The sequence below is a fragment of the Burkholderia sp. ABCPW 11 genome (assembly GCF_001523445.1).
In the GTDB taxonomy this organism is placed as follows: Bacteria; Pseudomonadota; Gammaproteobacteria; order Burkholderiales; family Burkholderiaceae; genus Burkholderia.
This window is the reverse complement of record NZ_LOVM01000033.1, coordinates 129295-151463: the sequence shown is the minus strand read 5'-3', so window position 1 is coordinate 151463 and position 22169 is coordinate 129295. Positions and strand designations below refer to the sequence as shown.

Annotated in this window: 16 protein-coding genes and 1 tRNA gene; 14 read left to right on the top strand and 3 right to left on the bottom strand. The window is 65.8% G+C overall.

Features of this window, described 5'->3' with window-relative positions:
- The 3 genes from polA (at position 1) to WS61_RS15325 (ending at position 5611) form a co-directional block, all read left to right on the top strand.
- Positions 1 to 2754: a DNA polymerase I gene (gene polA, locus WS61_RS15335; protein ID WP_059501210.1), complete on the top strand. Its 2754-nt coding sequence runs from the start codon at positions 1 to 3 to the stop codon at positions 2752 to 2754.
- 278 nt (positions 2755 to 3032) lie between these two features.
- The gene (locus WS61_RS15330; RefSeq protein ID WP_059501209.1) at positions 3033 to 4367 is read left to right on the top strand and encodes an NAD(P)/FAD-dependent oxidoreductase; all 1335 of its coding nucleotides are present in this window, start codon (positions 3033 to 3035) and stop codon (positions 4365 to 4367) included.
- 368 nt (positions 4368 to 4735) lie between these two features.
- Positions 4736 to 5611, top strand: coding sequence for a dienelactone hydrolase family protein (locus WS61_RS15325; RefSeq protein WP_059501208.1), 876 nt, complete (start codon positions 4736 to 4738; stop codon positions 5609 to 5611).
- A gap of 84 nt (positions 5612 to 5695) precedes the next feature.
- Here the strand turns inward: WS61_RS15325 and WS61_RS15320 are convergent, their stop codons facing one another.
- Together WS61_RS15320 and WS61_RS15315 are read right to left on the bottom strand one after the other, a co-directional pair.
- Positions 5696 to 6565 carry a sulfurtransferase gene (locus tag WS61_RS15320; RefSeq protein ID WP_059501207.1) on the bottom strand — a complete coding sequence of 290 codons (870 nt, stop codon included), beginning with the start codon at positions 6563 to 6565 and terminating at the stop codon, positions 5696 to 5698.
- A 116-nt stretch (positions 6566 to 6681) separates the two neighbouring features.
- A complete protein-coding gene (locus WS61_RS15315; RefSeq protein ID WP_059501206.1) occupies positions 6682 to 7788 on the bottom strand; it encodes an aromatic ring-hydroxylating dioxygenase subunit alpha in 1107 nt (368 codons plus the stop codon).
- Positions 7789 to 8058: 270 nt separating this feature from the next.
- On the opposite strand from WS61_RS15315, the gene WS61_RS15310 reads away from it, so the two are divergent.
- The 4 genes from WS61_RS15310 (at position 8059) to folE2 (ending at position 12184) form a co-directional block, all read left to right on the top strand.
- Entirely contained in the window at positions 8059 to 8352 is a 294-nt protein-coding gene (locus WS61_RS15310) for an exodeoxyribonuclease VII small subunit (RefSeq protein WP_006479428.1), read from the top strand.
- The gene (locus WS61_RS15305) at positions 8349 to 9233 is read left to right on the top strand and encodes a polyprenyl synthetase family protein (RefSeq protein ID WP_059501205.1); all 885 of its coding nucleotides are present in this window, start codon (positions 8349 to 8351) and stop codon (positions 9231 to 9233) included. The genes WS61_RS15310 and WS61_RS15305 overlap by 4 nt, the downstream gene beginning before the upstream one ends.
- Positions 9234 to 9314: 81 nt before the next feature.
- Positions 9315 to 11219, top strand: a complete 1905-nt coding sequence (gene dxs, locus WS61_RS15300) for a 1-deoxy-D-xylulose-5-phosphate synthase (RefSeq protein WP_059501204.1) — start codon at positions 9315 to 9317, stop codon at positions 11217 to 11219.
- Positions 11220 to 11374: 155 nt separating this feature from the next.
- Positions 11375 to 12184: a GTP cyclohydrolase FolE2 gene (gene folE2, locus WS61_RS15295; protein WP_006479422.1), complete on the top strand. Its 810-nt coding sequence runs from the start codon at positions 11375 to 11377 to the stop codon at positions 12182 to 12184.
- A 91-nt stretch (positions 12185 to 12275) separates the two neighbouring features.
- Here folE2 and tsaD read toward each other — a convergent pair whose 3' ends face one another.
- Complete coding sequence (gene tsaD / locus WS61_RS15290; protein WP_059501203.1) at positions 12276 to 13316, bottom strand: tRNA (adenosine(37)-N6)-threonylcarbamoyltransferase complex transferase subunit TsaD; 1041 nt, start codon at positions 13314 to 13316, stop codon at positions 12276 to 12278.
- Positions 13317 to 13437: 121 nt separating this feature from the next.
- Between tsaD and WS61_RS15285 the strand changes: the two genes are divergently transcribed.
- The 7 genes from WS61_RS15285 to WS61_RS15255 all read left to right on the top strand — a co-directional run bounded on the left by WS61_RS15285 (position 13438) and on the right by WS61_RS15255 (position 22162).
- Positions 13438 to 14667: an NAD(P)/FAD-dependent oxidoreductase gene (locus tag WS61_RS15285; RefSeq protein ID WP_257127272.1), complete on the top strand. Its 1230-nt coding sequence runs from the start codon at positions 13438 to 13440 to the stop codon at positions 14665 to 14667.
- A gap of 104 nt (positions 14668 to 14771) precedes the next feature.
- Positions 14772 to 14984 carry a 30S ribosomal protein S21 gene (gene rpsU, locus WS61_RS15280; protein WP_006479415.1) on the top strand — a complete coding sequence of 71 codons (213 nt, stop codon included), beginning with the start codon at positions 14772 to 14774 and terminating at the stop codon, positions 14982 to 14984.
- Positions 14985 to 15178: 194 nt separating this feature from the next.
- Entirely contained in the window at positions 15179 to 15625 is a 447-nt protein-coding gene (locus tag WS61_RS15275; protein WP_059501201.1) for a GatB/YqeY domain-containing protein, read from the top strand.
- Between the two features lie 70 nt (positions 15626 to 15695).
- Positions 15696 to 17573: a DNA primase gene (gene dnaG / locus WS61_RS15270; RefSeq protein ID WP_059501200.1), complete on the top strand. Its 1878-nt coding sequence runs from the start codon at positions 15696 to 15698 to the stop codon at positions 17571 to 17573.
- Positions 17574 to 17661: 88 nt separating this feature from the next.
- On the top strand, positions 17662 to 20079 hold the full coding sequence (rpoD, locus tag WS61_RS15265; RefSeq protein WP_082720396.1) for an RNA polymerase sigma factor RpoD: 2418 nt from the start codon (positions 17662 to 17664) through the stop codon (positions 20077 to 20079).
- Positions 20080 to 20217: 138 nt separating this feature from the next.
- Positions 20218 to 20296, top strand: a tRNA-Ile gene (locus tag WS61_RS15260).
- Positions 20297 to 20611: 315 nt separating this feature from the next.
- Complete coding sequence (locus tag WS61_RS15255; protein ID WP_059501198.1) at positions 20612 to 22162, top strand: phospholipase D family protein; 1551 nt, start codon at positions 20612 to 20614, stop codon at positions 22160 to 22162.
- Positions 22163 to 22169 lie beyond the last annotated feature (7 nt).

The following is a 22169-nucleotide window of genomic DNA, read 5'->3' as shown; positions in this document are numbered from 1 at the left end:
ATGCCTGAAGAACGAAATCTGGAAGGTAAGACCCTGCTATTGGTTGACGGTTCGAGCTATCTGTATCGGGCTTACCATGCGATGCCTGATTTGCGTGGCCCTGGCGGGGAGCCGACCGGAGCGCTCTACGGAATCATCAACATGCTGCGCCGTATGCGCAAGGAAGTCAGTGCAGAGTATAGCGCTTGCGTGTTCGATGCAAAGGGCAAGACGTTCCGCGACGACCTTTATGCCGACTATAAGGCAAACCGTCCGTCGATGCCGCCCGACCTCGCATTGCAGGTCGAGCCGATCCACGGCGCCGTGCGCGCGCTCGGCTGGCCGCTGCTGATGGTCGAAGGCGTCGAGGCCGACGACGTGATCGGCACGCTCGCGCGCGAAGCGGAGCAGCACGGAATGAACGTGATCGTGTCGACCGGCGACAAGGATCTCGCGCAGCTCGTGACCGAGCGCGTCACGCTCGTCAACACGATGACCAACGAGACGCTCGACCGCGACGGCGTGATCGCGAAGTTCGGCGTGCCGCCCGAGCGGATCATCGACTACCTCGCGCTGATCGGCGACACCGTCGACAACGTGCCGGGCGTCGAGAAATGCGGGCCGAAGACGGCCGTGAAATGGCTGTCGCAATACGACAGCCTCGACGGCGTGATCGAACACGCGGCCGAGATCAAGGGCGTGGTCGGCGACAACCTGCGCCGCGCACTCGATTTCCTGCCGCTCGGTCGCAAGCTCGTGACGGTCGAGACGGCCTGCGATCTCGCGCCGCATCTCGAATCGATCGAAGCATCGCTGAAGAGCGACGGCGAGGCGCGCGAGCTGCTGCGCGACATCTTCGCGCGCTACGGCTTCAAGACCTGGCTGCGCGAAGTCGACAGCGCACCCGCGGAAGGCGGCGGCGCCGATGCGCCGGAAGGCGAGCCGGCACCGGTGATCGCGACCGACGTCGTGCGCGAATACGACACGATCCAGACGTGGGAGCAGTTCGACGCGTGGTACGCGAAGATCGATGCGGCCGCGCTGACCGCGTTCGACACCGAGACCACCGCGCTCGACCCGATGCTTGCGCGGCTCGTCGGCTTGTCGTTCTCGGTCGAGCCGGGCAAGGCGGCCTACCTGCCGGTCGCGCACCGCGGCCCCGACATGCCCGAGCAGCTTCCGCTCGACGAAGTGCTCGCGCGCCTGAAGCCGTGGCTCGAATCGGCCGATCGCAAGAAGGTCGGCCAGCACCTGAAGTATGACGCACAGGTGCTCGCGAACTACGACATCGAACTGAACGGCATCGAACACGACACGCTGCTCGAATCGTACGTGGTCGAATCGCATCGCACGCACGACATGGACAGCCTCGCGCTGCGTCATCTGGGCGTCAAGACGATCAAGTACGAGGACGTGGCCGGCAAGGGCGCGAAGCAGATCGGTTTCGACGAAGTGGCGCTCGCGCAGGCCGCCGAATACGCGGCCGAAGACGCCGACATCACGCTGCAGCTTCATCACGCGCTGTATCCGCAGGTCGCGCGCGAGCCGGGCCTCGAGCGTGTGTATCGCGAGATCGAGATGCCGGTGTCGCTCGTGCTGCGCAAGATGGAGCGTACGGGCGTGCTGATCGACGATGCGCGCCTGCAGGCGCAGAGCACCGAAATTGCGACGCGTCTGATCGAGCTCGAAGGGCAGGCGTACGAACTGGCGGGCGGCGAATTCAATCTCGGCTCGCCGAAGCAGATCGGGCAGATTTTCTTCGAGAAGCTGCAGTTGCCGGTCGTGAAGAAAACGCCGAGCGGCGCGCCGTCGACCGACGAGGAAGTGCTGCAGAAGCTGGCCGAGGACTACCCGCTGCCGAAGCTGCTGCTCGAGCATCGCGGGCTGTCGAAGCTGAAGTCGACCTATACCGACAAGCTGCCGCGCATGGTGAACCCCACCACCGGCCGCGTGCACACGAACTATGCGCAAGCGGTTGCGGTGACGGGCCGCCTGGCGTCGAACGACCCCAATCTTCAGAACATTCCGGTGCGCACGGCCGAAGGTCGGCGCATCCGCGAGGCGTTCATCGCCGCGCCGGGCCACCGGATCGTGTCGGCCGACTATTCGCAGATCGAATTGCGGATCATGGCCCATATATCGGGCGACGCGTCGCTGCTGCGCGCGTTCTCGCAGGGCGAGGACATCCACCGCGCGACGGCCGCCGAAGTGTTCGGCGTGACGCCGCTGGAGGTCAATTCCGACCAGCGCCGGATCGCGAAGGTGATCAACTTCGGGCTCATCTACGGGATGAGCGCGTTCGGGCTCGCGTCGAACCTCGGCATCACGCGCGACGCGGCGAAGCTCTATATCGACCGCTATTTCACCCGCTATCCGGGCGTCGCGCAGTACATGGAAGACACGCGCGCGACCGCGAAGGAGAAGGGCTACGTCGAAACCGTTTTCGGTCGCCGCCTGTGGCTGCCCGAGATCAACGGCGGCAACGGGCCGCGCCGCCAGGCGGCCGAGCGCGCGGCCATCAATGCACCGATGCAGGGCACGGCGGCCGACCTGATCAAGCTGTCGATGATCGCGGTGGACGACTGGCTCACGCGTGACCGGCTTGCGTCGCGGATGATCATGCAGGTGCACGATGAACTGGTGCTCGAGGTGCCCGAAAGCGAGCTGTCGCTGGTGCGCGAGAAATTGCCGGAAATGATGTGCGGCGTCGCGAAGCTGAAGGTGCCGCTGGTTGCCGAAGTGGGCGCCGGCGCGAACTGGGAAGAGGCACACTGACGCACCCCCGAGCGCGCCCCGTTTCCCGCGGCATATTGTTGCAGGGATGCCAAATATCGAGATGGTTTGCTTGTGGTCAACGCGCAAGCTCCCGGACAATGCATGTCAGTCATGTCATTGACGCGGGGCGGCGCGCCCCGCGTTCCGGATCGGCCGCATCGAGGTGTTTCGAACTGCACATCGATGATGTCCGAACCGGTTAATCCACCGGACGGCGCGAATGCATCGCGTTTGCTTCATCCGGCGGCAGCAGTTTCGAATCGCAAAGGGGGAATCGGATGCATCGGATCATCATCGTAGGCGGAGGCGCGGGCGGCCTGGAACTGGCGACGCGGCTCGGCGATCGTTACGGCGCGCGCGGCAATCGTCCCGCGCGTGCGCTTGTCACGCTCGTCGACCGCAATCCGACACACATCTGGAAACCGCTGCTGCACGAGGTCGCGGCCGGCAGCATGGACCCGTTCACGCAGGAGCTCGAATATGCGGCGCAGGCGCGCTGGCACGGCTTCGAGTTCCAGCAGGGCGAGCTGTCCGGGCTCGACCGCGCGGCGAAGCGTCTCATGCTGTCGCCCCTCAACGACAGCGACGGCGCGGAACTGTTGCCGGCGCGCGAGCTGGAATACGACACGCTCGTGATCGCGATCGGCAGCACGACCCACTTCTTCGGCGTGCAGGGCGCACCGGAAAACGCGATCGCACTCGATACGGTCGGGGAGGCCGAACGCTTCCGCAAGCGGCTGATCGCGGCATGCATGCGTGCCGAGCACCAGGCGCCGGTGCCGACCGCGCCCGGCGGGGCGGCCGAGCCGCGCATCCAGGTCGTGATCGTCGGCGGCGGCGCGACGGGCGTCGAGCTGTCGGCAGAACTGCGCAATACCGCGCAGGTGCTGTCCGCGTACGGGCTGCACAAGCTCGATCCGCGCAACGACGTCGGCATCGTGCTGATCGAATCGGGGCCGCGGATTCTGCCGGCACTGCAGGAGCGCGTGTCGGCGGCGACGGCCGAACTGCTCGAGAAGCTCGGCGTGCGGCTGATGCTCGGCGAGCGCGTGACCGAGGTGGCGCCCGGGTTCGTGCATACCGCGAGCGGCAAGGTCGTGCGCGCGGACCTGACGGTCTGGGCGGCCGGCATCAAGGCGCCGTCCGTGCTGTCGCACCTCGACGGCCTCCAGGTCAACAAGCTCGGGCAGCTCGACGTGCGCCGCACGTTGCAGACCTTCACCGACGACAACGTGTTCGCACTCGGCGATTGCGCGGCCTGCGCATGGCCCGGCAACGAGCGCAACGTGCCGCCGCGCGCGCAGGCGGCGCACCAGCAGGCGAGCTTCCTGCTGAAGGCGATCGGCTGCCGGCTCGAGGGGCGCCCGCTGCCCGAGTTCACGTATCGCGATTTCGGTTCGCTCGTGTCGCTCGGTCACTTCAGCGCGGTCGGCAATCTGATGGGCGGGCTGATCGGCGGCAACATGCTGATCGAAGGGCTGTTCGCGCGCTTCATGTACATGTCGCTGTACCGGCTGCACGTCGCGGCGCTGCACGGTTATCCGCGGATGATGCTCGACACGGTTGCGCACTGGCTGCGGCGCACGACGCTGCCGCGCGTGAAGCTGCACTGAGCGCGTACTCGTGTACTCGCATGCGGAGCGGGTGGAGAATGCGCACGTCGTGCGTGTTCGCCGCCCGTTTTTCTTTTCGATTCGCAAGGATTCGGTCGCGCGATGCACGTCGATAGGCGCAACCGCGCGGTGATTCGGCAGGCCGTTGGCAGGCTGCCACGCGGTGTCGATTCGATCGCCGCCACGCGTCGTAATCGAGTCTTACACATCCGACAGTTGACGCGACAACGGATTATTGGGCATCTTGTCCGGGTTTTCGTTTGCGGCGGAGTGCCAACCGCCGCGACATCCGCGCCGTGCGCCGGTGCGATGCCCCGTCATGGCGTATCCGCGATCGTGACGGCGGCGCCCAATCGAGGAGTGCATTCATGTTGAAACCCGAAGTCGACAGCCTGGTCCCCCATGTCCCGTTCTCGCGCCGCAAGTTCATGCAGGCCGCGCTGGGCGGCACCTTCGCGGCGGCCGTGCTGCCCGTGTCGGCGCAGACGGTCACGACCGACAGCGCAGGGCTGGACGTCGACACCATCGAGATCCGCTCGGGCGATGCGAGCGTGCCGGCTTATCGCGCCCAGCCGGTCGACAAGACGAACCTGCCGGTCGTCATCGTGATTCACGAGATTTTCGGCGTGCACGCGCATATCGCCGACGTGTGCCGGCGCTTCGCGAAGCTCGGCTATCTCGCGATCGCGCCCGACCTGTTCGCCCGGCAGGGCAACGCGGCGAAGTATCCGACGATGAAGGAGCTTTACGACCACATCATCAGCAAGGTGCCGGACCGGCAGGTCACCGAGGATCTCGATGCGACCGTCGCGTGGGCCGGCAAGAACGGCGGCGACCTGACGCGTCTCGGCGTGACCGGGTTCTGCTGGGGCGGCCGCCAGGCGTGGCTGTATGCGGAACACAATCCGCACGTGCGGGCGGCCGTGGCGTGGTACGGATTCGTCGAAGGCAAGACCGACGAGATGACGCCGTTCAACCCGGTCGACCACGCGTCGTTGCTGAAGGTGCCCGTGCTCGGGCTGTACGGCGAGAAGGATCAGAACATCACGCAGGCGTCGCTCGCGGACATGCGCAAGGCGATCCAGGCGAGCGATTCGAAGCTCGCGCGCGAATCGGAGATCGTCGTGTATCCGGATGCCGGTCACGCGTTCTTCGCCGACTACCGGCCGAGTTACGTGAAAAGTGATGCCGAGGACGGCTGGAAGCGCGCGATCGAGTGGTTCCACAAGTACGGCGTGATGTAAGCGGCGAGCGGCGGCAACTGCCGCCGCGGCATCGGCCGCCGCGGCACCGGCCGCCGCTTCATCCTCGTCGCGCAGCGCGGGGGCTCAAGGATTCGGGCCGGTCGCGATCGGTCGCGACGGATCGGCGCTCCACTCGCTCCACGAGCCGGGGTACAGCGACGCGCCGTGCAGGCCCGCCACTTCCAGCGCCAGCGCGTTGTGGCATGCGGTGACGCCGGAGCCGCATTGCAGGATCGCGCGGTTCGGCTCGGTGCCGGCCAGCACGGTCGTGAATGCCTCGCGCAATTCATGGCCGGTCTTGAAGCGGCCGTCGGCGGTCAGGTTGTCCTTGAAGAAGCGGTTGCGCGCCCCGGGAATGTGGCCACCCACCCGATCGATCGTTTCATTTTCGCCGCGATACCGATCCGGTGCGCGGGCATCGATCACGACGCGCGAGGGCGACGACACGTTCGCGAGCACGGCCGCTGCATCGACCGTCGATTCGAGCGGCGTGGCTGAGCGGAAGTCGCCGGCGGCCGGTTGCGGCACGTCGGTCGTCAGCGGCTGGCCGGCCGCTTCCCAGGCCTGCAGGCCGCCGTCGAGCACGGCAACCGAATCATGGCCGAGCCAGCGCAGCAGCCACCACAGGCGCGCCGCGTACGCGCCGCCTTGCGCGTCGTACGCGACGACCTGCTGACCCTGCTTGAGGCCGCGGCTGGCGAGCAGCGTGGCGAGCGCGTCGCGGGTCGGCAGCGGATGGCGGCCGTTGGTGCCCGTCTTGCGGCCCGACAGGTCGCGGTCCAGATGAAGATAGTGCGCGCCGGGGAGGTGGCCGGCCGCGTAGGCGGCTTCGCCGGCGCCGGGATCGGCGAGATCGAAACGGCAGTCGAACAGCGCGACGCTGCCGGGCGCCGCGGCCAGGCGCTCGGCGAGATTGGCGGCGGAGATGAGCGTGGTGTAGTGAGTGTGTGGCATGACGGCTCCCTGGAGTGCAAATGGCCTGACACTCCAAGTCTAAACAAAAAAAGACGGGCCGAAGCCCGTCTTTTCGTTTGCCGGCGGCCGTGCGGCGCCAACGCGCCGCACCTGCGTCAGAGCTCGCCGAGGTGGCGGCGCAGGAACTCGTGGAAGTGCTGCATGCCGTCTTCCATCGGGCTCTGGTACGGGCCCACCTGCGACTCGCCGCGGGCCATCAGCGCACGGCGGCCTGCATCCATCCGCATCGCGATCTCGTCGTCCTCGACGGCCGTTTCCATATACGCGGCACGCTCGGCCTCGACGAATTCGCGTTCGAACAGCGCGATTTCCTCGGGGTAATAGAACTCGACGATGTTGGTCGTCTTCTGCGGCCCGCGCGGAATCAGCCACGACACGACCAGCACGTGCGGATACCACTCGATCATCAGGCCCGGGTAGTAGACCATCCAGATCGCGCCGAACTCCGGCGGCACGCCGTTGCGGAACTTCAGCACCTGCTCGTGCCATTTCCGGTAAGTCGCGCTGCCCGGTTTCGCGAGGGCGTTGTGCACGCCGACCGTCTGCACGCTGTACCAGTCGCCGAACTCCCATTTGAGATCGTCGCACGACACGAAGCTGCCGAGGCCCGGATGGAACGGGACGACGTGATAATCCTCGAGGTAGACCTCGATGAACGTCTTCCAGTTGTAATCGCACTCGTGCACTTCGACGTGATCGAACTGGTATTCGGAGAAGTCGAAGTGATGCTTCGTGCCGAGATGGGCGAGGTCGCGCGCGACGTTGCGCCCCTCGGCCTCGAACAGCAGCCCCTGCCAGTTCTGCAGCGGGCTCTTGCCGAGGTTCAGGCACGGCTTGTCGGGGAAGTGCGGCGCGCCGAGCAACTGGCCTTCCAGATCGTACGTCCAGCGGTGCAGCGGGCACACGATGTTCTGCGCATGGCCGCGCCCGTTGAGCATGATCGCCTGCCGGTGGCGGCACACGTTCGACAGCAGTTCGATCTGGTTCGTCTGGTTACGGACCAGCACGCGGCCTTCCTTCTCGGACGGCAGCGCAAAATAGTCTCCCGCCTCGGGCACCATCAACTCGTGCCCGACGTAACGAGGTCCTTTCTTGAAGAGGGTTTCGATCTCGCGCTCGAGTAGCGCCTCATCGAAATATGCAGTGACTGGAAGCTGGCTGTGAGCCGACTTCAACTGAAGCGCATCGCTCAGATTGGACATTCCCACTCCCGGTGTTAGCGTGAAAGCAGTGAACAACCCAACCATCGAAAAATCGATTTAGGGAAACGGAGAATTATACCCGGTTCGCCCCGCAAGGCTAGGATTAAGTGCCTGATTTGTGTCAATTTTTTGTCGGACGACCGTCGAAAGGCGCACACTGTGCGTCGGAGATGGGGCCGGAATTGTGCGCGGGCGCCCACGACGGCAGGTCGGAAAATTCTCTTTTGCCGTAGAATGTCCGACTTGTTTTGAAATTTGACACCCTCGTCCATGGCGAAAACCGCATCCCCAGGCGCCACGCCGCCCGGCAATGGCACCGAACCGTTGCCGGACAATTACGAGATGGCGCTCGCGGAGCTCGAGACGCTGGTTGCCCGGATGGAAGGCGGCGCGTTGAGCCTAGAGGATTCGCTGGCGGCGTATCGTCGCGGTGCGACCCTCGTTGCGTTTTGCCAACAGCAGCTCGAGAAAGTGGAGCAGCAGGTTCGCGTGCTCGACGGCGCGACGCTGAAGCCGCTTTCGTCCGGAACGGCCGCCACGGACGGCGAAGACGACGATCTATGACATTCGAACAATGGATGCGGTCCGTGCTTGACCGTGTCGAGGACGCACTCGGCCACTATTTGCCGGCTGAAACCGCGACGCCCGCGAAACTTCACGAGGCGATGCGCTACGCGGTCCTCGGTGGCGGCAAACGCGTTCGCCCGCTGCTGTGCCATGCAGCAGGCGAGCTGACCGGTGCGACGGAGGCGGCGCGCAACGCCGCGGCGGCGGCGCTGGAGATGATCCACGTCTACTCGCTCGTGCACGACGACATGCCGTGCATGGACGACGACGCGCTGCGTCGCGGCAAGCCGACCGTGCACGTGCAGTACGACGAGCCGACGGCGCTGCTGGTCGGCGACGCGCTGCAGTCGCAGGCGTTCGTGGCGCTGACCGACGCCGCTGCGCTGTCGCCGGTGCAGCAGGCGGCGCTCGTGCGCGAGCTGGCGCTCGCGAGCGGCTCGATCGGCATGGCCGGCGGGCAGGCGATCGATCTGGCGAGCGTCGGCCTGAAGCTGACGCGCGAGCAGCTCGAGACGATGCACCGGATGAAGACGGGCGCATTGCTGCGCGCGGCCGTGCGGATGGGCGCGCTGGCCGGCGAGACGCCGTCGGCGGAAACGATGGCCGCGCTGGATGTGTACGCGGGGGCCGTGGGTCTGGCCTTCCAGGTCGTCGACGACATTCTCGACGTCACGACCGATTCGGCGACGCTCGGCAAGACGGCCGGCAAGGACGCGGCGAACGACAAGCCGACCTATGTATCGATCCTCGGTCTCGAGGCGTCGCGCGAGCTGGCAGCGCAGCTGCGCGCCGAAGCGCATGACGCGCTGAAACCGTTCGGCGCACGCGCACAGCGTCTCGCCGAACTTGCCGACCTGGTAGTGAACCGGGTCAGCTGACGCGAAAGCCCGCCGCCGCGCACATGCCACGGTGCGCGCAAAAGAATGCGGGCGCGTTTGATTTCCTACAATGGAACGACGATGTACGACTTGCTGAAAACCATCGACGACCCGGCGGATTTGCGCCGCCTCGATCGTCGCCAACTGCAACCGCTCGCGGATGAACTGCGCGCGTTCGTGCTCGACAGCGTGTCGAAGACGGGCGGCCACTTGTCGTCCAACCTCGGGACGGTCGAGCTGACGATCGCGTTGCACTACGTGTTCAACACGCCGAACGATCGCATCGTCTGGGACGTGGGTCACCAGACCTACCCGCACAAGATCCTGACGGGCCGCCGCGACCAGATGCATTCGCTGCGTCAGTACGACGGCATCTCGGGCTTCCCGCGCCGCAGCGAATCCGAATACGACACGTTCGGCACCGCGCACTCGAGCACGTCGATCTCGGCCGCGCTCGGCATGGCGATCGGCAGCCAGCTGAACGGCGACGACCGCTTCTCGATCGCGGTGATCGGCGACGGCGCGATGACGGCCGGCATGGCGTTCGAGGCGATGAACAACGCGGGCGTGTCGGAAGATGCGAAGCTGCTCGTGATCCTGAACGACAACGACATGTCGATCTCGCCGCCGGTCGGCGCGCTGAATCGCCATCTCGCCCGCCTGATGTCGGGCCGCTTCTATGCGGCTGCGCGCGCAGGCGTGGAGCGCGTGCTGAGCGTCGCGCCCCCGGTGCTCGAACTCGCGCGCAAGCTCGAGGAGCATGCGAAGGGCATGGTCGTGCCGGCCACGCTGTTCGAGGAATTCGGCTTCAACTACATCGGCCCGATCGACGGTCACGATCTCGATTCGCTGATCCCGACGCTGCAGAACATCCGCGAACTGCGCGGCCCGCAATTCCTGCACGTGGTGACGAAGAAAGGCCAGGGCTACAAGCTCGCCGAAGCCGATCCGGTGCTCTATCACGGCCCCGGCAAGTTCAATCCGGCCGAAGGCATCAAGCCGTCGGCCACGCCCGCGAAGAAGACCTACACGCAGGTGTTCGGCGAGTGGCTGTGCGACGAAGCCGAGCGCGATACGCGCGTGGTCGGCATCACGCCCGCGATGCGCGAAGGCTCGGGCATGGTCGAATTCGAGAAGCGTTTCAAGGATCGCTACTACGACGTCGGCATCGCCGAGCAGCACGCGGTGACGTTCGCGGGCGGTCTCGCGACCGAGGGGCTGAAGCCCGTCGTCGCGATCTACTCGACGTTCCTGCAGCGTGCTTACGATCAGTTGATCCATGACGTCGCGCTGCAGAATCTGCCGGTCGTGTTCGCGATCGACCGCGCGGGCCTCGTCGGCGCGGACGGCGCGACGCACGCCGGCGCGTACGATCTCGCGTTCATGCGCTGCATCCCGAACATGACGATCATGGCCGCATCCGACGAAAACGAATGCCGCCAGATGCTGCACACGGCGCTGCAGCAACCTAACCCGACCGCGGTGCGCTATCCGCGCGGCGCGGGCACGGGCGTGGCGACGGTGAAGGAATTCACCGAGATCCCGCTCGGCAAGGGTGAAGTGCGTCGCCGGACGTCGCAGCCGGAAGGCAAGCGCGTCGCGATCCTCGCGTTCGGCACGATGGTCGCACCGTCGCTCGCCGCCGCCGAGGAGCTCGATGCAACGGTCGCGAACATGCGCTTCGTGAAGCCGGTCGATGCGGCGCTCGTGCGCGAGCTGGCCGAGACGCACGATTATCTCGTCACGGTCGAGGAAGGCTGCGTGATGGGCGGCGCGGGCTCGGCCTGCGTCGAAGCCCTGATGGAGAGTGGGGTTATCCGACCCGTAATACAATTGGGCCTCCCTGACCAGTTCATCGATCACGGCGACCCCGCGAAGCTGCTGTCGCAATGCGGCCTCGACGGCGCGGGCATCGCGAAATCGATTCGCGAACGCTTTCTGAGCCCGGCGGCCGATGTCGCCGATCAGGCAAAGCGCGTCGCATGAGCAGGCACCGCCCGCGGGCGGTGCCGATGCGACTGGCGTAACCGGTCTTCATTGATGCGGAAAACATGGGCCTGCGGGCCCATGTTGCTTTTCCGGCTGCCGCGTGACGCGGCGTGCGCGTCGTCGGACGCGCGGCTTACAAGGATTGAACCAAGATGAACCAGATGAACCCCGCCTTCGTGATGCCCGACGTGCAGAGCACGGTGGATACCCGTCAGATCCCGATTCAGCGCGTGGGCGTGAAGGCGGTCCGGCATCCGTTGACGGTGTGCACCGAAAGCGGCGACGTGCAACCGACCGTCGGCGTCTGGAACCTCGACGTCCGTCTGCCGGCCGATCAGAAGGGCACGCACATGTCGCGCTTCGTCGCGCTGCTCGAAGAGAATCGTGCGCCGCTGACGGTCGAGCGCTTCCGCGCGATGCTCGCGTCGATGCTCGTGAAGCTCGAAGCCGAGGCCGGCCGCATCGAAGTCACGTTTCCGTATTTCGTGAACAAGACGGCGCCGGTGTCGGGCGTGCAGAGCCTGCTCGACTATGAAGTGACGCTCGCGGGCGAAAGCCGCAACGGCGACACGCGCCTGTTCCTGAAGGTGCTCGTGCCGGTGACGAGCCTGTGCCCGTGCTCGAAGAAGATTTCGCAATACGGCGCGCACAACCAGCGCTCGCACGTGACGATCGATGCGGAGCTGGCCGCCGATCTGCCGGTCGAGGCGCTGATCCGCATCGCCGAGGAAGAGGCGTCGTGCGAACTGTGGGGGCTGCTGAAGCGTCCGGACGAGAAGTTCGTCACCGAGCGTGCCTACGAGAACCCGAAGTTCGTCGAGGATCTCGTGCGCGATGTCGCGCAGCGTCTCGATGCGGACGAGCGGGTGGTCGCCTACGTGCTCGAAGCCGAGAACTTCGAGTCGATCCACAATCACAGCGCGTATGCGCTGATCGAGCGCGACAAGCGACACGCTGCATAAACGCCGCGGCGTTTCGTCGCGCCAATGAGAAAGGCAGCTCGGAATCGAGCTGCCTTTCTGTTTTCCGGCTTGCGGCGTTGTGTTGCGCGATTCAGCGTGCGAGCGACGCGAGATCCCAGCGCGGCTTCACCGTGAACGCGTAGTCGGCATTCGCCTGCTCGGGCCAGCGGCCGAGCCGCAGCGCGCCCGCGAGCGCGATCATCGCGCCGTTGTCGGTGCAGAGCGCGAGATCGGGATAGTGCACGTCGAAGCCGCGCTTGGCCGCGGCCGCCGACAGGGCCGCGCGCAACTGGCGGTTCGCGCCGACGCCGCCCGCGACCACGAGGCGCTTGAGCTTCGTCTTCTTCAGTGCGGCGAGCGACTTCGCGACGAGCACGTCGACGGCCGCATCGACGAAGCCGCGAGCGAGGTCGGCCTTTGCCCGTTCGAGTGCTTCGCCCTCGAGCTGCGCCGCTTCGAATTTCTTCATCTGCGTGAGCACGGCGGTCTTCAAGCCGCTGAAGCTGAAGTCGAGATCGCCCGAATGCAGCATCGGGCGCGGCAGCACGACCGCGCCCGGCGTGCCCGTTTCCGCGAGTTTCGAGACTTCGGGGCCGCCCGGATAGCCGAGGCCGATCAGCTTCGCCGTCTTGTCGAACGCTTCGCCAGCCGCGTCGTCGAGCGTTTCGCCGAGCGTCTCGTAGACGCCGACGTCGGTCACGCGCATCAGTTGCGTATGGCCGCCGGAAACCAGCAGCGCGACGAACGGGAACGGCGGTGGCTCGTCGACCAGCAACGGCGACAGCAGATGGCCTTCGAGATGGTGGATGCCGACGGTCGGCTTGTTCCAGGCGAGCGCGAGCGCATTCGCAATGCTCGCGCCGACCAGCAGCGCGCCGGCGAGGCCGGGGCCCTGCGTGAACGCGATCGCGTCGATGTCCTCGCGGCGCGTGCCGCTTTGCGCCATCACGTCCTCGAGCAGCGGCAGCGCGCGGCGGATGTGGTCGCGCGACGCGAGCTCGGGCACGACGCCGCCGTAGTCGCGGTGCATCGCGATCTGCGAATGGAGCGCGTGCGCGAGCAGGCCGCGCTGCGTGTCGTAGAGCGCGAGGCCGGTTTCGTCGCAGGAGCTTTCGATGCCGAGAACGAGCATGGGTACGGGCGGGGCGCGCCGTTTTGGACGCGCCGCAGATAGGTCGACGTAACCGGAAAGTATAGCAGGCGAGGGCAGGTCGGCGCTGGCAGCGGCCCGGCCACGATGCCGGGCAGGTACAATCCGCGCCATGGAAACCTATGACATCGCCGTGATCGGCGCGGGCGCTGCCGGCATGATGAGCGCCGCGGTCGCCGGGCAGCTCGGCCGCCGCGTCGTGCTGATCGATCACGCACCGCGGCTCGCCGAGAAAATCCGCATCTCGGGCGGCGGCCGCTGCAACTTCACGAACCTGTATGCCGGGCCCGACAACTATCTGTCGTCGAATCCGCATTTCGCGCGCTCGGCGCTGGCGCGCTATACGCCGCGCGACTTCCTCGGGCTGCTCAAGCGCCATCGCGTGACCTGGCACGAAAAGCACAAGGGTCAGCTCTTTTGCGACCACGGCAGCGACGCGATCATCGACGTGCTGAAGCACGAGTGCGACGCGGGCGGCATCGCGTGGCGCCGGCCCGTCGTCGTCGACGCAGTGCGCCATACGCCGTCCGACGGCTTCACGCTCGATACGCAGCAGGCCGGCCCGATCGGTGCGCGTGCGCTGATCGTCGCAACCGGCGGCCTGTCCATCCCGAAGATCGGTGCGACCGACTTCGGCTATCGGCTCGCGAAGCAGTTCGGCCACAAGCTCGTCGATACGCGGCCTGCCCTCGTGCCGCTGACGTTCGCGCCGCAGGACTGGGCGCCGTTCGCGCCGCTGTCGGGCGTATCGCTCGAAGTGCGCGTATCGACCGGCGACAAAAAGCGCGGCGGCGAATTCGTCGAGGATCTGCTGCTGACCCATCGCGGGCTGTCCGGGCCGGGCATCCTGCAGATCTCGAGCTACTGGCAGCCCGGCGACCCGATCCGCGTCGACCTGCTGCCGCAGCGCGACACGGTGGCCGACCTGCTCGACGCGAAGCGCACGTCGAAGCGCCAGATCGGTTCGCTGCTCGCCGACTGGGTGCCGTCGCGCCTCGCGCATGCGTGGCTCGACACGCATCGCGTCGCGGCCGACGCGCGGCTCGCGGACCTGCCCGACAAGACGCTGCGCCAGATCGGCGACGCGCTGTCCGGCTGGACGCTCACGCCGAACGGCACCGAAGGCTACAAGAAGGCCGAAGTGACGAAAGGCGGGGTCGATACGCGCGAGCTGTCGTCGGCGACGATGATGAGCGCGCGCGTGCCGGGGCTGTTCTTCGTCGGCGAGGCGGTGGACGTGACGGGCTGGCTCGGCGGCTACAACTTCCAGTGGGCGTGGGCGTCCGGCACGGCGGCCGGGCAGGCTGCGGCCGAGTATGCGCGCGGCGCCTGACGCACCGGCCCGCGCCGTTGCGCCGGGGGCGGCTCCGTGCCTTTGGGCAGTCGCTCTGCTATACTCGGTAGTCTTTCCCTGCAAACCTTTATTCGTGTCGGATCATGACGATCATTCGCGTTAAAGAGAACGAGCCGTTCGAAGTTGCAATGCGTCGCTTCAAGCGCACGATCGAGAAGAACGGGCTGCTGACCGAGCTTCGTGCGCGCGAGTTTTACGAGAAGCCGACCGCGGAACGCAAGCGCAAGAAGGCCGCGGCGGTGAAGCGTCACTACAAGCGTATTCGCAGCCAGACGCTGCCGAAGAAGCTGTACTGAACGATTGGGCGCCGCGCGGTTCGCTGAGCGGCGCACCGGCGACTCCGCGCGATCGGGTGCGATCGCGCAGCCGATCAGGCGGCGAGTCGCCGATGCCGGATTCGAGCAACCCGCTTGAGACACTGTCCCAAGCGGGTTTTTGTGTTGACGTCCGTTCGCGGGCGTCGGATTCACGTTTCCATCCCGGGTGAAAGATGAGTTTGAAAGAGCAGATCAGCGAAGACATGAAGGCCGCGATGCGCGCGAAGGAAAGCGAGCGTCTGGCAACGATTCGCCTGCTGATGGCCGCGATCAAGCAGCGCGAAGTCGATGATCGGGTCACGCTCGACGACGCGGGCGTCACGGCCGTGATCGACAAGATGATCAAGCAGCGCAAGGATTCGATCAGCCAGTTCCAGGCGGCCGGCCGCGACGATCTCGTCGCGAAGGAGCAGGCCGAGCTGACCGTGCTGGGCGGCTACATGCCCGCGCAACTGTCCGACGCCGAGGTGGCGGCCGAAGTCCAGGCGGCCGTCGCGCAAACCGGCGCTGCCGGCCCGCAGGACATGGGCAAGGTGATGGGCGTGCTGAAGGGCAAGCTCGCCGGCCGTGCCGACATGACGGCCGTTTCCGCGCAGGTCAAGGCCGCGCTCACGAAGTAAGACCCGTTCCCGGCGCGCCCAGCGATGCGTGCGCCGGGCGCCGTATCCTCTTTTTTCGCTCGATCCCACGGTGATTCCGCATTCGTTCCTGCAGGATTTGCTGAACCGCGTCGATATCGTCGACGTGGTGGGCCGGTACGTGCAGCTCAAGAAGGGCGGCGCCAATTTCATGGGGCTGTGCCCGTTCCATAACGAGAAAAGCCCGTCGTTTACCGTCAGCCCGACCAAGCAGTTCTATCACTGCTTCGGTTGCGGCGCGCACGGCACCGCGATCGGCTTCCTGATGGAACACGCGGGGCTCACGTTCCCGGAAGCCGTGCAGGAGCTCGCGCAATCCGTCGGCCTGACCGTGCCGCACGAGCCGTCGATGCGCGGCGGCGGTGGGGGCGCAGGCGGGGGCGGCGACTATCCGGCGCCCGTGTCGAAATCGGTGGCGACCGCGCTGTCCGACGCGATGACGGCCGCGTGCGACTACTACCGCAAGCAGTTGCGCGGCGCGACCGTTGCGATCCAGTACCTGAAGAACCGGGGGCTGACCGGCGAGATCGCCGCACGCTTCGGTCTCGGCTATGCGCCGGACGGCTGGCAGAACCTCGAGGCCGCGTTCCCCGACTATCGCGACGAGTCGCTCGTCGAGGCAGGGCTCGTGATCGTCAGCGAGAAAACCGATGCGCAGGGCGTCGCGCGCCGCTACGACCGGTTCCGCGAGCGGATCATGTTTCCGATCCGCAACGTGAAGGGGCAGGTGATCGGTTTCGGCGGCCGCGTGCTCGGCAGCGGCGAACCGAAGTACCTGAACTCGCCGGAAACGCCGCTGTTCAACAAGGGCAGCGAGCTGTACGGGCTGTTCGAGGCGCGGCTCGCGATTCGCGAGCGCAAGTACGTGCTGGTCGTCGAGGGCTACATGGACGTCGTCGCACTCGCGCAGCTCGGGTTTCCGAACGCGGTCGCGACGCTCGGCACCGCGTGCACGCCGATTCACGTGCAGAAGCTGCTGCGTCAGACCGACACGGTCATTTTCAGTTTCGACGGCGATTCGGCCGGGCGGCGCGCGGCCCGGCGCGCGCTCGAAGCATGCCTGCCGCATGCAGGCGACAACCGCACGATCCGGTTCCTTTTCCTGCCGACCGAGCACGATCCGGACAGCTACGTGCGCGAGTTCGGCGCGGACGCGTTCTCCGAGCAGGTCGAGCGCGCGATGCCGCTGTCCCAATTTCTGTTGAACGAAGCAATCGCAGGCAAGGCGCTCGATCAGCCGGAAGGCCGCGCGAAGGCGCTGTTCGATGCGAAGCCGCTGTTGCAGGCGCTGCCCGCGAACGCGTTGCGCGCGCAGATCATGCACATGTTCGCCGATCGCCTCGACATCCCGTTCGAAGAGGTCGCGGCGCTGTCGGACGTCGATACGCGTATCGCGGCGGCGCCGCGCCAGGCGCCTGCACGCAGCGAGCGGCGCCGCGTGACGGACAGCGAAAAGCGCGCGTTGCGCACGCTGGTGATGCATCCGCGCGTCGCATCGCAGCTCGAGGACGAACAGATTGCGACCCTGCGCGCGCTGCCGCGCATCGGCGAGCTGTTCGCGGAAGTCGTCGATCATGCGCGTGCGCTGGGCGACGGCGCGGAGTTCCGGCTGCTGTCGGATGTCCTGAGGACGTCCTCGAACGCGGCGACTTACGAGGAAATCTTCCGCGAAATTCTGGACTATGATGAAAACGTCCGCGATTTGCTGTTACAGAATCCGGAAGACGAGACGGTGCCCGAGCGGCAGCGTGAGCAGGAGCGGATTGCGGGGGAGGAGCTGCAGGCAGCGGTGCTCAAGATGCGCTATGACGCCTGCTGCGACCGGCTGGACAGGCTGGCGCGGCAATCCACCTTCACCCCCGAGGAATTGGCCGAATTGACGGAATTGAACCAGCAGCGAACCGACATGAAGCGTCGGCTCGGGCTGTAGGCGGCCGGGGCGCTTAGAGAGGGTTCCCCAGCGTGCTATAATATAAGGTTTCCAGCGGTTTGTTTTCCAAGCAGAGGCGAGAATCGCGATGGCAAAGACGACAGGCGGAAAGAAAGCAACAGGCAAGGGCTCGACGGAGCCGACCAAGAAGGTCACAGCGGCCAAGTCTGCTTCTTCCGCCAGGACAACGTCTTCAGCCACGTCAGCTCCTGCGGGAAAGAAAACCGCGGCCGGCACTGCTCAGGCTGCGCCGGCGCCGGCAGCCAGAACACGGGCTGCCGCCAGACCCGACTCCGGGCCGGCCAAGCCGGCGGCGAAGCGGGCAAGTGCGAAAAGCGCAAGGGACACGACTGCCGACGCGGACGAAACGGCAGTACGTACTACTCATGCACCCACGGTTCAACCGGCTGTCGTCCAGCAGCCGCGAGTCGATATAGCCGGTACGGCGAACTCCATGACCAAAAAGCTGAACGAAGTATCCGTCGAAGACGACGCAAATCAGAGCGACGAGCAGCCCGCAGCCGCGGCTGCACCGGGCAAATCCAAGGTGCGCGATCGTCGCGCCAAGGAAAAGGCGCTGCTGAAGGAAGCGTTCGCGACGAGCACGCCGGGCACGGCCGAGGAGCTCGAAGAGCGCCGCGTGAAGCTGCGCGCGCTGATCAAGCTCGGCAAGGAGCGCGGCTTCCTCACGTACGCCGAAATCAACGACCACCTGCCGGACAACTTCACCGAGACCGAAGCCCTCGAGGGCATCATCGGCACGTTCAACGACATGGGCGTGGCGGTATACGAGCAGGCGCCGGACGCGGAAACGCTGCTCCTGAACGACAACGCGCCCGCCGCGTCGTCGGACGATGAAGTCGAAGAGGAAGCGGAAGTCGCGCTGTCCACCGTCGATTCGGAATTCGGCCGTACGACCGATCCGGTCCGGATGTACATGCGCGAGATGGGCACCGTCGAGCTGCTCACGCGCGAAGGCGAAATCGAGATCGCGAAGCGGATCGAGGACGGCCTGCGCCACATGGTGATGGCCATCTCCGCGTGCCCGACCACGATCGCCGACATCCTCGCGATGGCCGAACGCGTCGCGAACGAAGAGATCCGCGTCGACGAGCTCGTCGACGGCCTGCTCGATCCGAATGCTTCGGACTCCACCGATACGGACGGCTTCTCCGCGAAGGAAGCGGAAGCCATCGAGAACGAGGACGAGGAAGCCGAAGAGGAAGAGGAAGAAGAGGAAGAGGAGGAAGACGACGGTGCCGCGCAGGCATCGGCCAACGCCGCCCAGCTCGAAGCCCTCAAGCGCGCGTCGCTCGAGAAGTTCGCGCAGATCAGCGAGTGGTTCGACAAGATGCGCCGCGCGTTCGAGAAGGAAGGCTACAAGTCGAAGGCCTACCTGAAGGCGCAGGAAACGATCCAGAGCGAGCTGATGACGATCCGCTTCACCGCGCGCACCGTCGAACGCCTGTGCGACACGCTGCGTGCGCAGGTGGACGAAGTGCGCCAGGTCGAGCGTCAGATCCTGCACATCGTCGTCGACAAGTGCGGCATGCCGCGCTCGGAATTCATCGCGCGCTTCCCGGGCAACGAGACGGATCTCGACTGGGCCGAGAAGATCACCGCGGAAGGCCATCCGTACAGCGCGGTGCTGTCGCGTAACGTTCCGGCGATCCGCGAACAGCAGCAGCGTCTGCTCGACCTGCAGGCGCGCGTCGTGCTGCCGCTGAAGGACCTGAAGGAAACCAACCGCCAGATGGCGGCCGGCGAACTGAAGGCGCGTCAGGCGAAGCGCGAAATGACCGAGGCCAACCTGCGTCTCGTGATCTCGATCGCGAAGAAGTACACGAACCGCGGCCTGCAGTTCCTCGACCTGATCCAGGAAGGCAACATCGGCCTGATGAAGGCGGTGGACAAGTTCGAATACCGTCGCGGCTACAAGTTCTCGACCTATGCGACGTGGTGGATCCGTCAGGCCATCACGCGCTCGATCGCCGACCAGGCGCGCACGATCCGTATTCCGGTTCACATGATCGAGACGATCAACAAGATGAACCGCATCTCGCGGCAGATCCTGCAGGAAACCGGCCTCGAGCCGGATCCGGCCACGCTCGCCGAGAAGATGGAGATGCCGGAAGACAAGATCCGCAAGATCATGAAGATCGCGAAGGAGCCGATCTCGATGGAAACGCCGATCGGTGACGACGACGATTCCCATCTCGGCGACTTCATCGAGGACACCAACACGGTCGCGCCGGCGGATGCCGCGCTGCATGCCAGCATGCGCGACGTCGTGAAGGACGTGCTCGATTCGCTGACGCCGCGCGAGGCGAAGGTGCTGCGGATGCGTTTCGGTATCGAGATGAGCACCGATCACACGCTCGAGGAAGTCGGCAAGCAGTTCGACGTCACGCGCGAGCGCATCCGTCAGATCGAGGCCAAGGCGCTGCGCAAGCTGCGTCACCCGAGCCGTTCCGACAAGCTGAAGTCGTTCCTCGAAGGGAACTGATTTCCAGCCTCCGTGCCGCGAACGCCGCCGGTATCCGCATGATGCCGGTGGCGTTCGTTCCCTTTGTCGTCTTTGTTGTTACAATGCCGGCCCGGCCTCGTTGTCGGGGTGGCGTGTAGCACGCTTTGCTTCTCGTCTGGGCCCCTAGCTCATGCTTGGTTAGAGCAGCGAACTCATAATTCGTTGGTGCCGGGTTCGACTCCCGGGGGGCCCACCAGATTCGCTTCCACGGTTGTCCGGGGAAGCCTCGAAACCCGCGATGCCGCACGGCGTCGCGGGTTTTTCTTTGGTGCGCCGCCTGAATGTGTCGAACGTATTGAACGCGTTCGTGCCGGCGCCGCCTGTCGCATCTTCGCCACCGCGGAAACACCGAAAGCGTGCCGCCCCGATATCAATCGAAGTATGCTGTAGCGCGATCCGGTCGCACGCTGGTCCGCAGCGCGCGTACCGTGGACCCGTGCCGCGCTTCGTCCGGCAGCCGGAAGCCAGAACAATCACAATCCGACTTCGCCCGACCTTGGGGGCGGCCAACATGATCATGCTGCGTTCGTGGGGTGCGATTCTGTCGTTGCTGATGCTCGTTGCGTGCGCGAGCCTGCCGCCGCAGGCCGATCGCACGCCGACGCATGCATTCACCGATACGGACAATACGCGGCTGGGCGTCGCGTTCCAGCAGCAGGCCGCCGCTCATCCGGGGCAGGACGCGTTTCATTTGCTGACCGATCCGGTCGATGCGCTGGATGCGCGCGTGCTGCTCGCCGACCGTGCCGACCGCTCGCTCGACCTGCAGTACTACATCTGGCACGACGACCTGACCGGGCACGAACTGGCCGATGCGATCATTCGCGCGGCCGATCGCGGCGTGCGCGTGCGCGCGCTGCTCGACGATCTCGGCACCAACGCGGACGACCGCAAGCTGCTCGAGATCAGCTCGCATCCGAACATCGAGATCCGGTTGTTCAATCCGGTGGCCACGCGCCGGTTCAAGAAGATCGGCACCGTGTTCGAGTTCTCGCGCGTCAACCGGCGCATGCACAACAAGGCGATGATCGCGGACAACCAGGCGGCGATCGTCGGCGGCCGCAATATCGGCGACGAATATTTCGGCGCATCGTCGATGCTGGAGTTCGGCGATCTCGACGTCGTCGTTCACGGCCCGGTCGTGAAGGACATCTCGACGGAATTCGATACGTTCTGGAATTCGCCGTATGCGTATCCGATCGATACGCTGGTCGGGCACGATGCGGCGCCGGGCGGGCTCGATCGCGAACGCGAGCGGTTGCGCGACTACCTGAGGGCGATGGAGGACAATCCGTACGTGCTCGAGGCCCGGCAGCGACTCGACCGGATCGTCCACGGGCAGGGCACGGAGTTGTCGTGGGGGCATGCGACGGTGTTGTACGACGATCCATCGAAGATCGCGCACGCGCCGAAGGACAGCGACGGGCACCTGATGCCGCAGTTGCGCGCGCTTGCGTTGCAGCCCCGGCACGACCTGCTGATCGTGTCGCCGTATTTCGTGCCGGGCAAGGAGGTGGTCGAGCGGTTGCGCGCGCTCGTGGCGAGCGGCGTGCGCGTGACGGTGCTGACCAATTCGCTCGCGTCGACCGACGTGGCGGCCGTGCATGCCGGCTACCGGCGCTATCGAAGCGATCTGGTGAACGCGGGCGTGCGGCTTTACGAGCGCCGGCCATCGGGCGACAAGAGCATTTCGAAGCAGGTCATCGTCGGCTCGTCGCGCGCGTCGCTGCACGCCAAGACCTACGTGTTCGATCACACGAGCATCTTCATCGGGTCGATGAATCTCGATCCGCGCTCGCTGAACCTCAATACGGAGATCGGCGTTTACTGCGAGAGCCCGGCGATTGCGTCGCAGGTCGCCAACGATCTGGAGGCGCGGCTCGACCAGATTGCATGGCGTGTCGACGCGAGAACCGATCCGGCCGGCAGAGGGCGGCTCAAGTGGATTCAGACGGACGCGGACGGGAAGATCACCGAGATCGATCACGAGCCGGAGGTATCCGTCCCGCGGCGCATGGAAGTGTGGTTTCTCGGGCTGTTTCCGATCGAATCGCAACTGTGAGCGACGT

Bases quoted from the DNA above. Each gene is read 5' to 3' on its own strand.
- WS61_RS15325 (WP_059501208.1), top strand. From the start codon at position 4,736: ATGTTGAAACCCGAAGTCGACAGCCTGGTCCCCCATGTCCCGTTCTCG.
- WS61_RS15275 (WP_059501201.1), top strand. From the start codon at position 15,179: ATGAGTTTGAAAGAGCAGATCAGCGAAGACATGAAGGCCGCGATGCGC.
- folE2 (WP_006479422.1), top strand. From the start codon at position 11,375: ATGAACCAGATGAACCCCGCCTTCGTGATGCCCGACGTGCAGAGCACG.
- WS61_RS15320 (WP_059501207.1), bottom strand. From the start codon at position 6,565: ATGCCACACACTCACTACACCACGCTCATCTCCGCCGCCAATCTCGCC.
- WS61_RS15305 (WP_059501205.1), top strand. From the start codon at position 8,349: ATGACATTCGAACAATGGATGCGGTCCGTGCTTGACCGTGTCGAGGAC.
- tsaD (WP_059501203.1), bottom strand. From the start codon at position 13,316: ATGCTCGTTCTCGGCATCGAAAGCTCCTGCGACGAAACCGGCCTCGCG.
- rpsU (WP_006479415.1), top strand. From the start codon at position 14,772: ATGACGATCATTCGCGTTAAAGAGAACGAGCCGTTCGAAGTTGCAATG.
- WS61_RS15315 (WP_059501206.1), bottom strand. From the start codon at position 7,788: ATGTCCAATCTGAGCGATGCGCTTCAGTTGAAGTCGGCTCACAGCCAG.
- rpoD (WP_082720396.1), top strand. From the start codon at position 17,662: ATGGCAAAGACGACAGGCGGAAAGAAAGCAACAGGCAAGGGCTCGACG.
- WS61_RS15310 (WP_006479428.1), top strand. From the start codon at position 8,059: ATGGCGAAAACCGCATCCCCAGGCGCCACGCCGCCCGGCAATGGCACC.
- WS61_RS15330 (WP_059501209.1), top strand. From the start codon at position 3,033: ATGCATCGGATCATCATCGTAGGCGGAGGCGCGGGCGGCCTGGAACTG.
- polA (WP_059501210.1), top strand. From the start codon at position 1: ATGCCTGAAGAACGAAATCTGGAAGGTAAGACCCTGCTATTGGTTGAC.
- WS61_RS15255 (WP_059501198.1), top strand. From the start codon at position 20,612: ATGATCATGCTGCGTTCGTGGGGTGCGATTCTGTCGTTGCTGATGCTC.
- dxs (WP_059501204.1), top strand. From the start codon at position 9,315: ATGTACGACTTGCTGAAAACCATCGACGACCCGGCGGATTTGCGCCGC.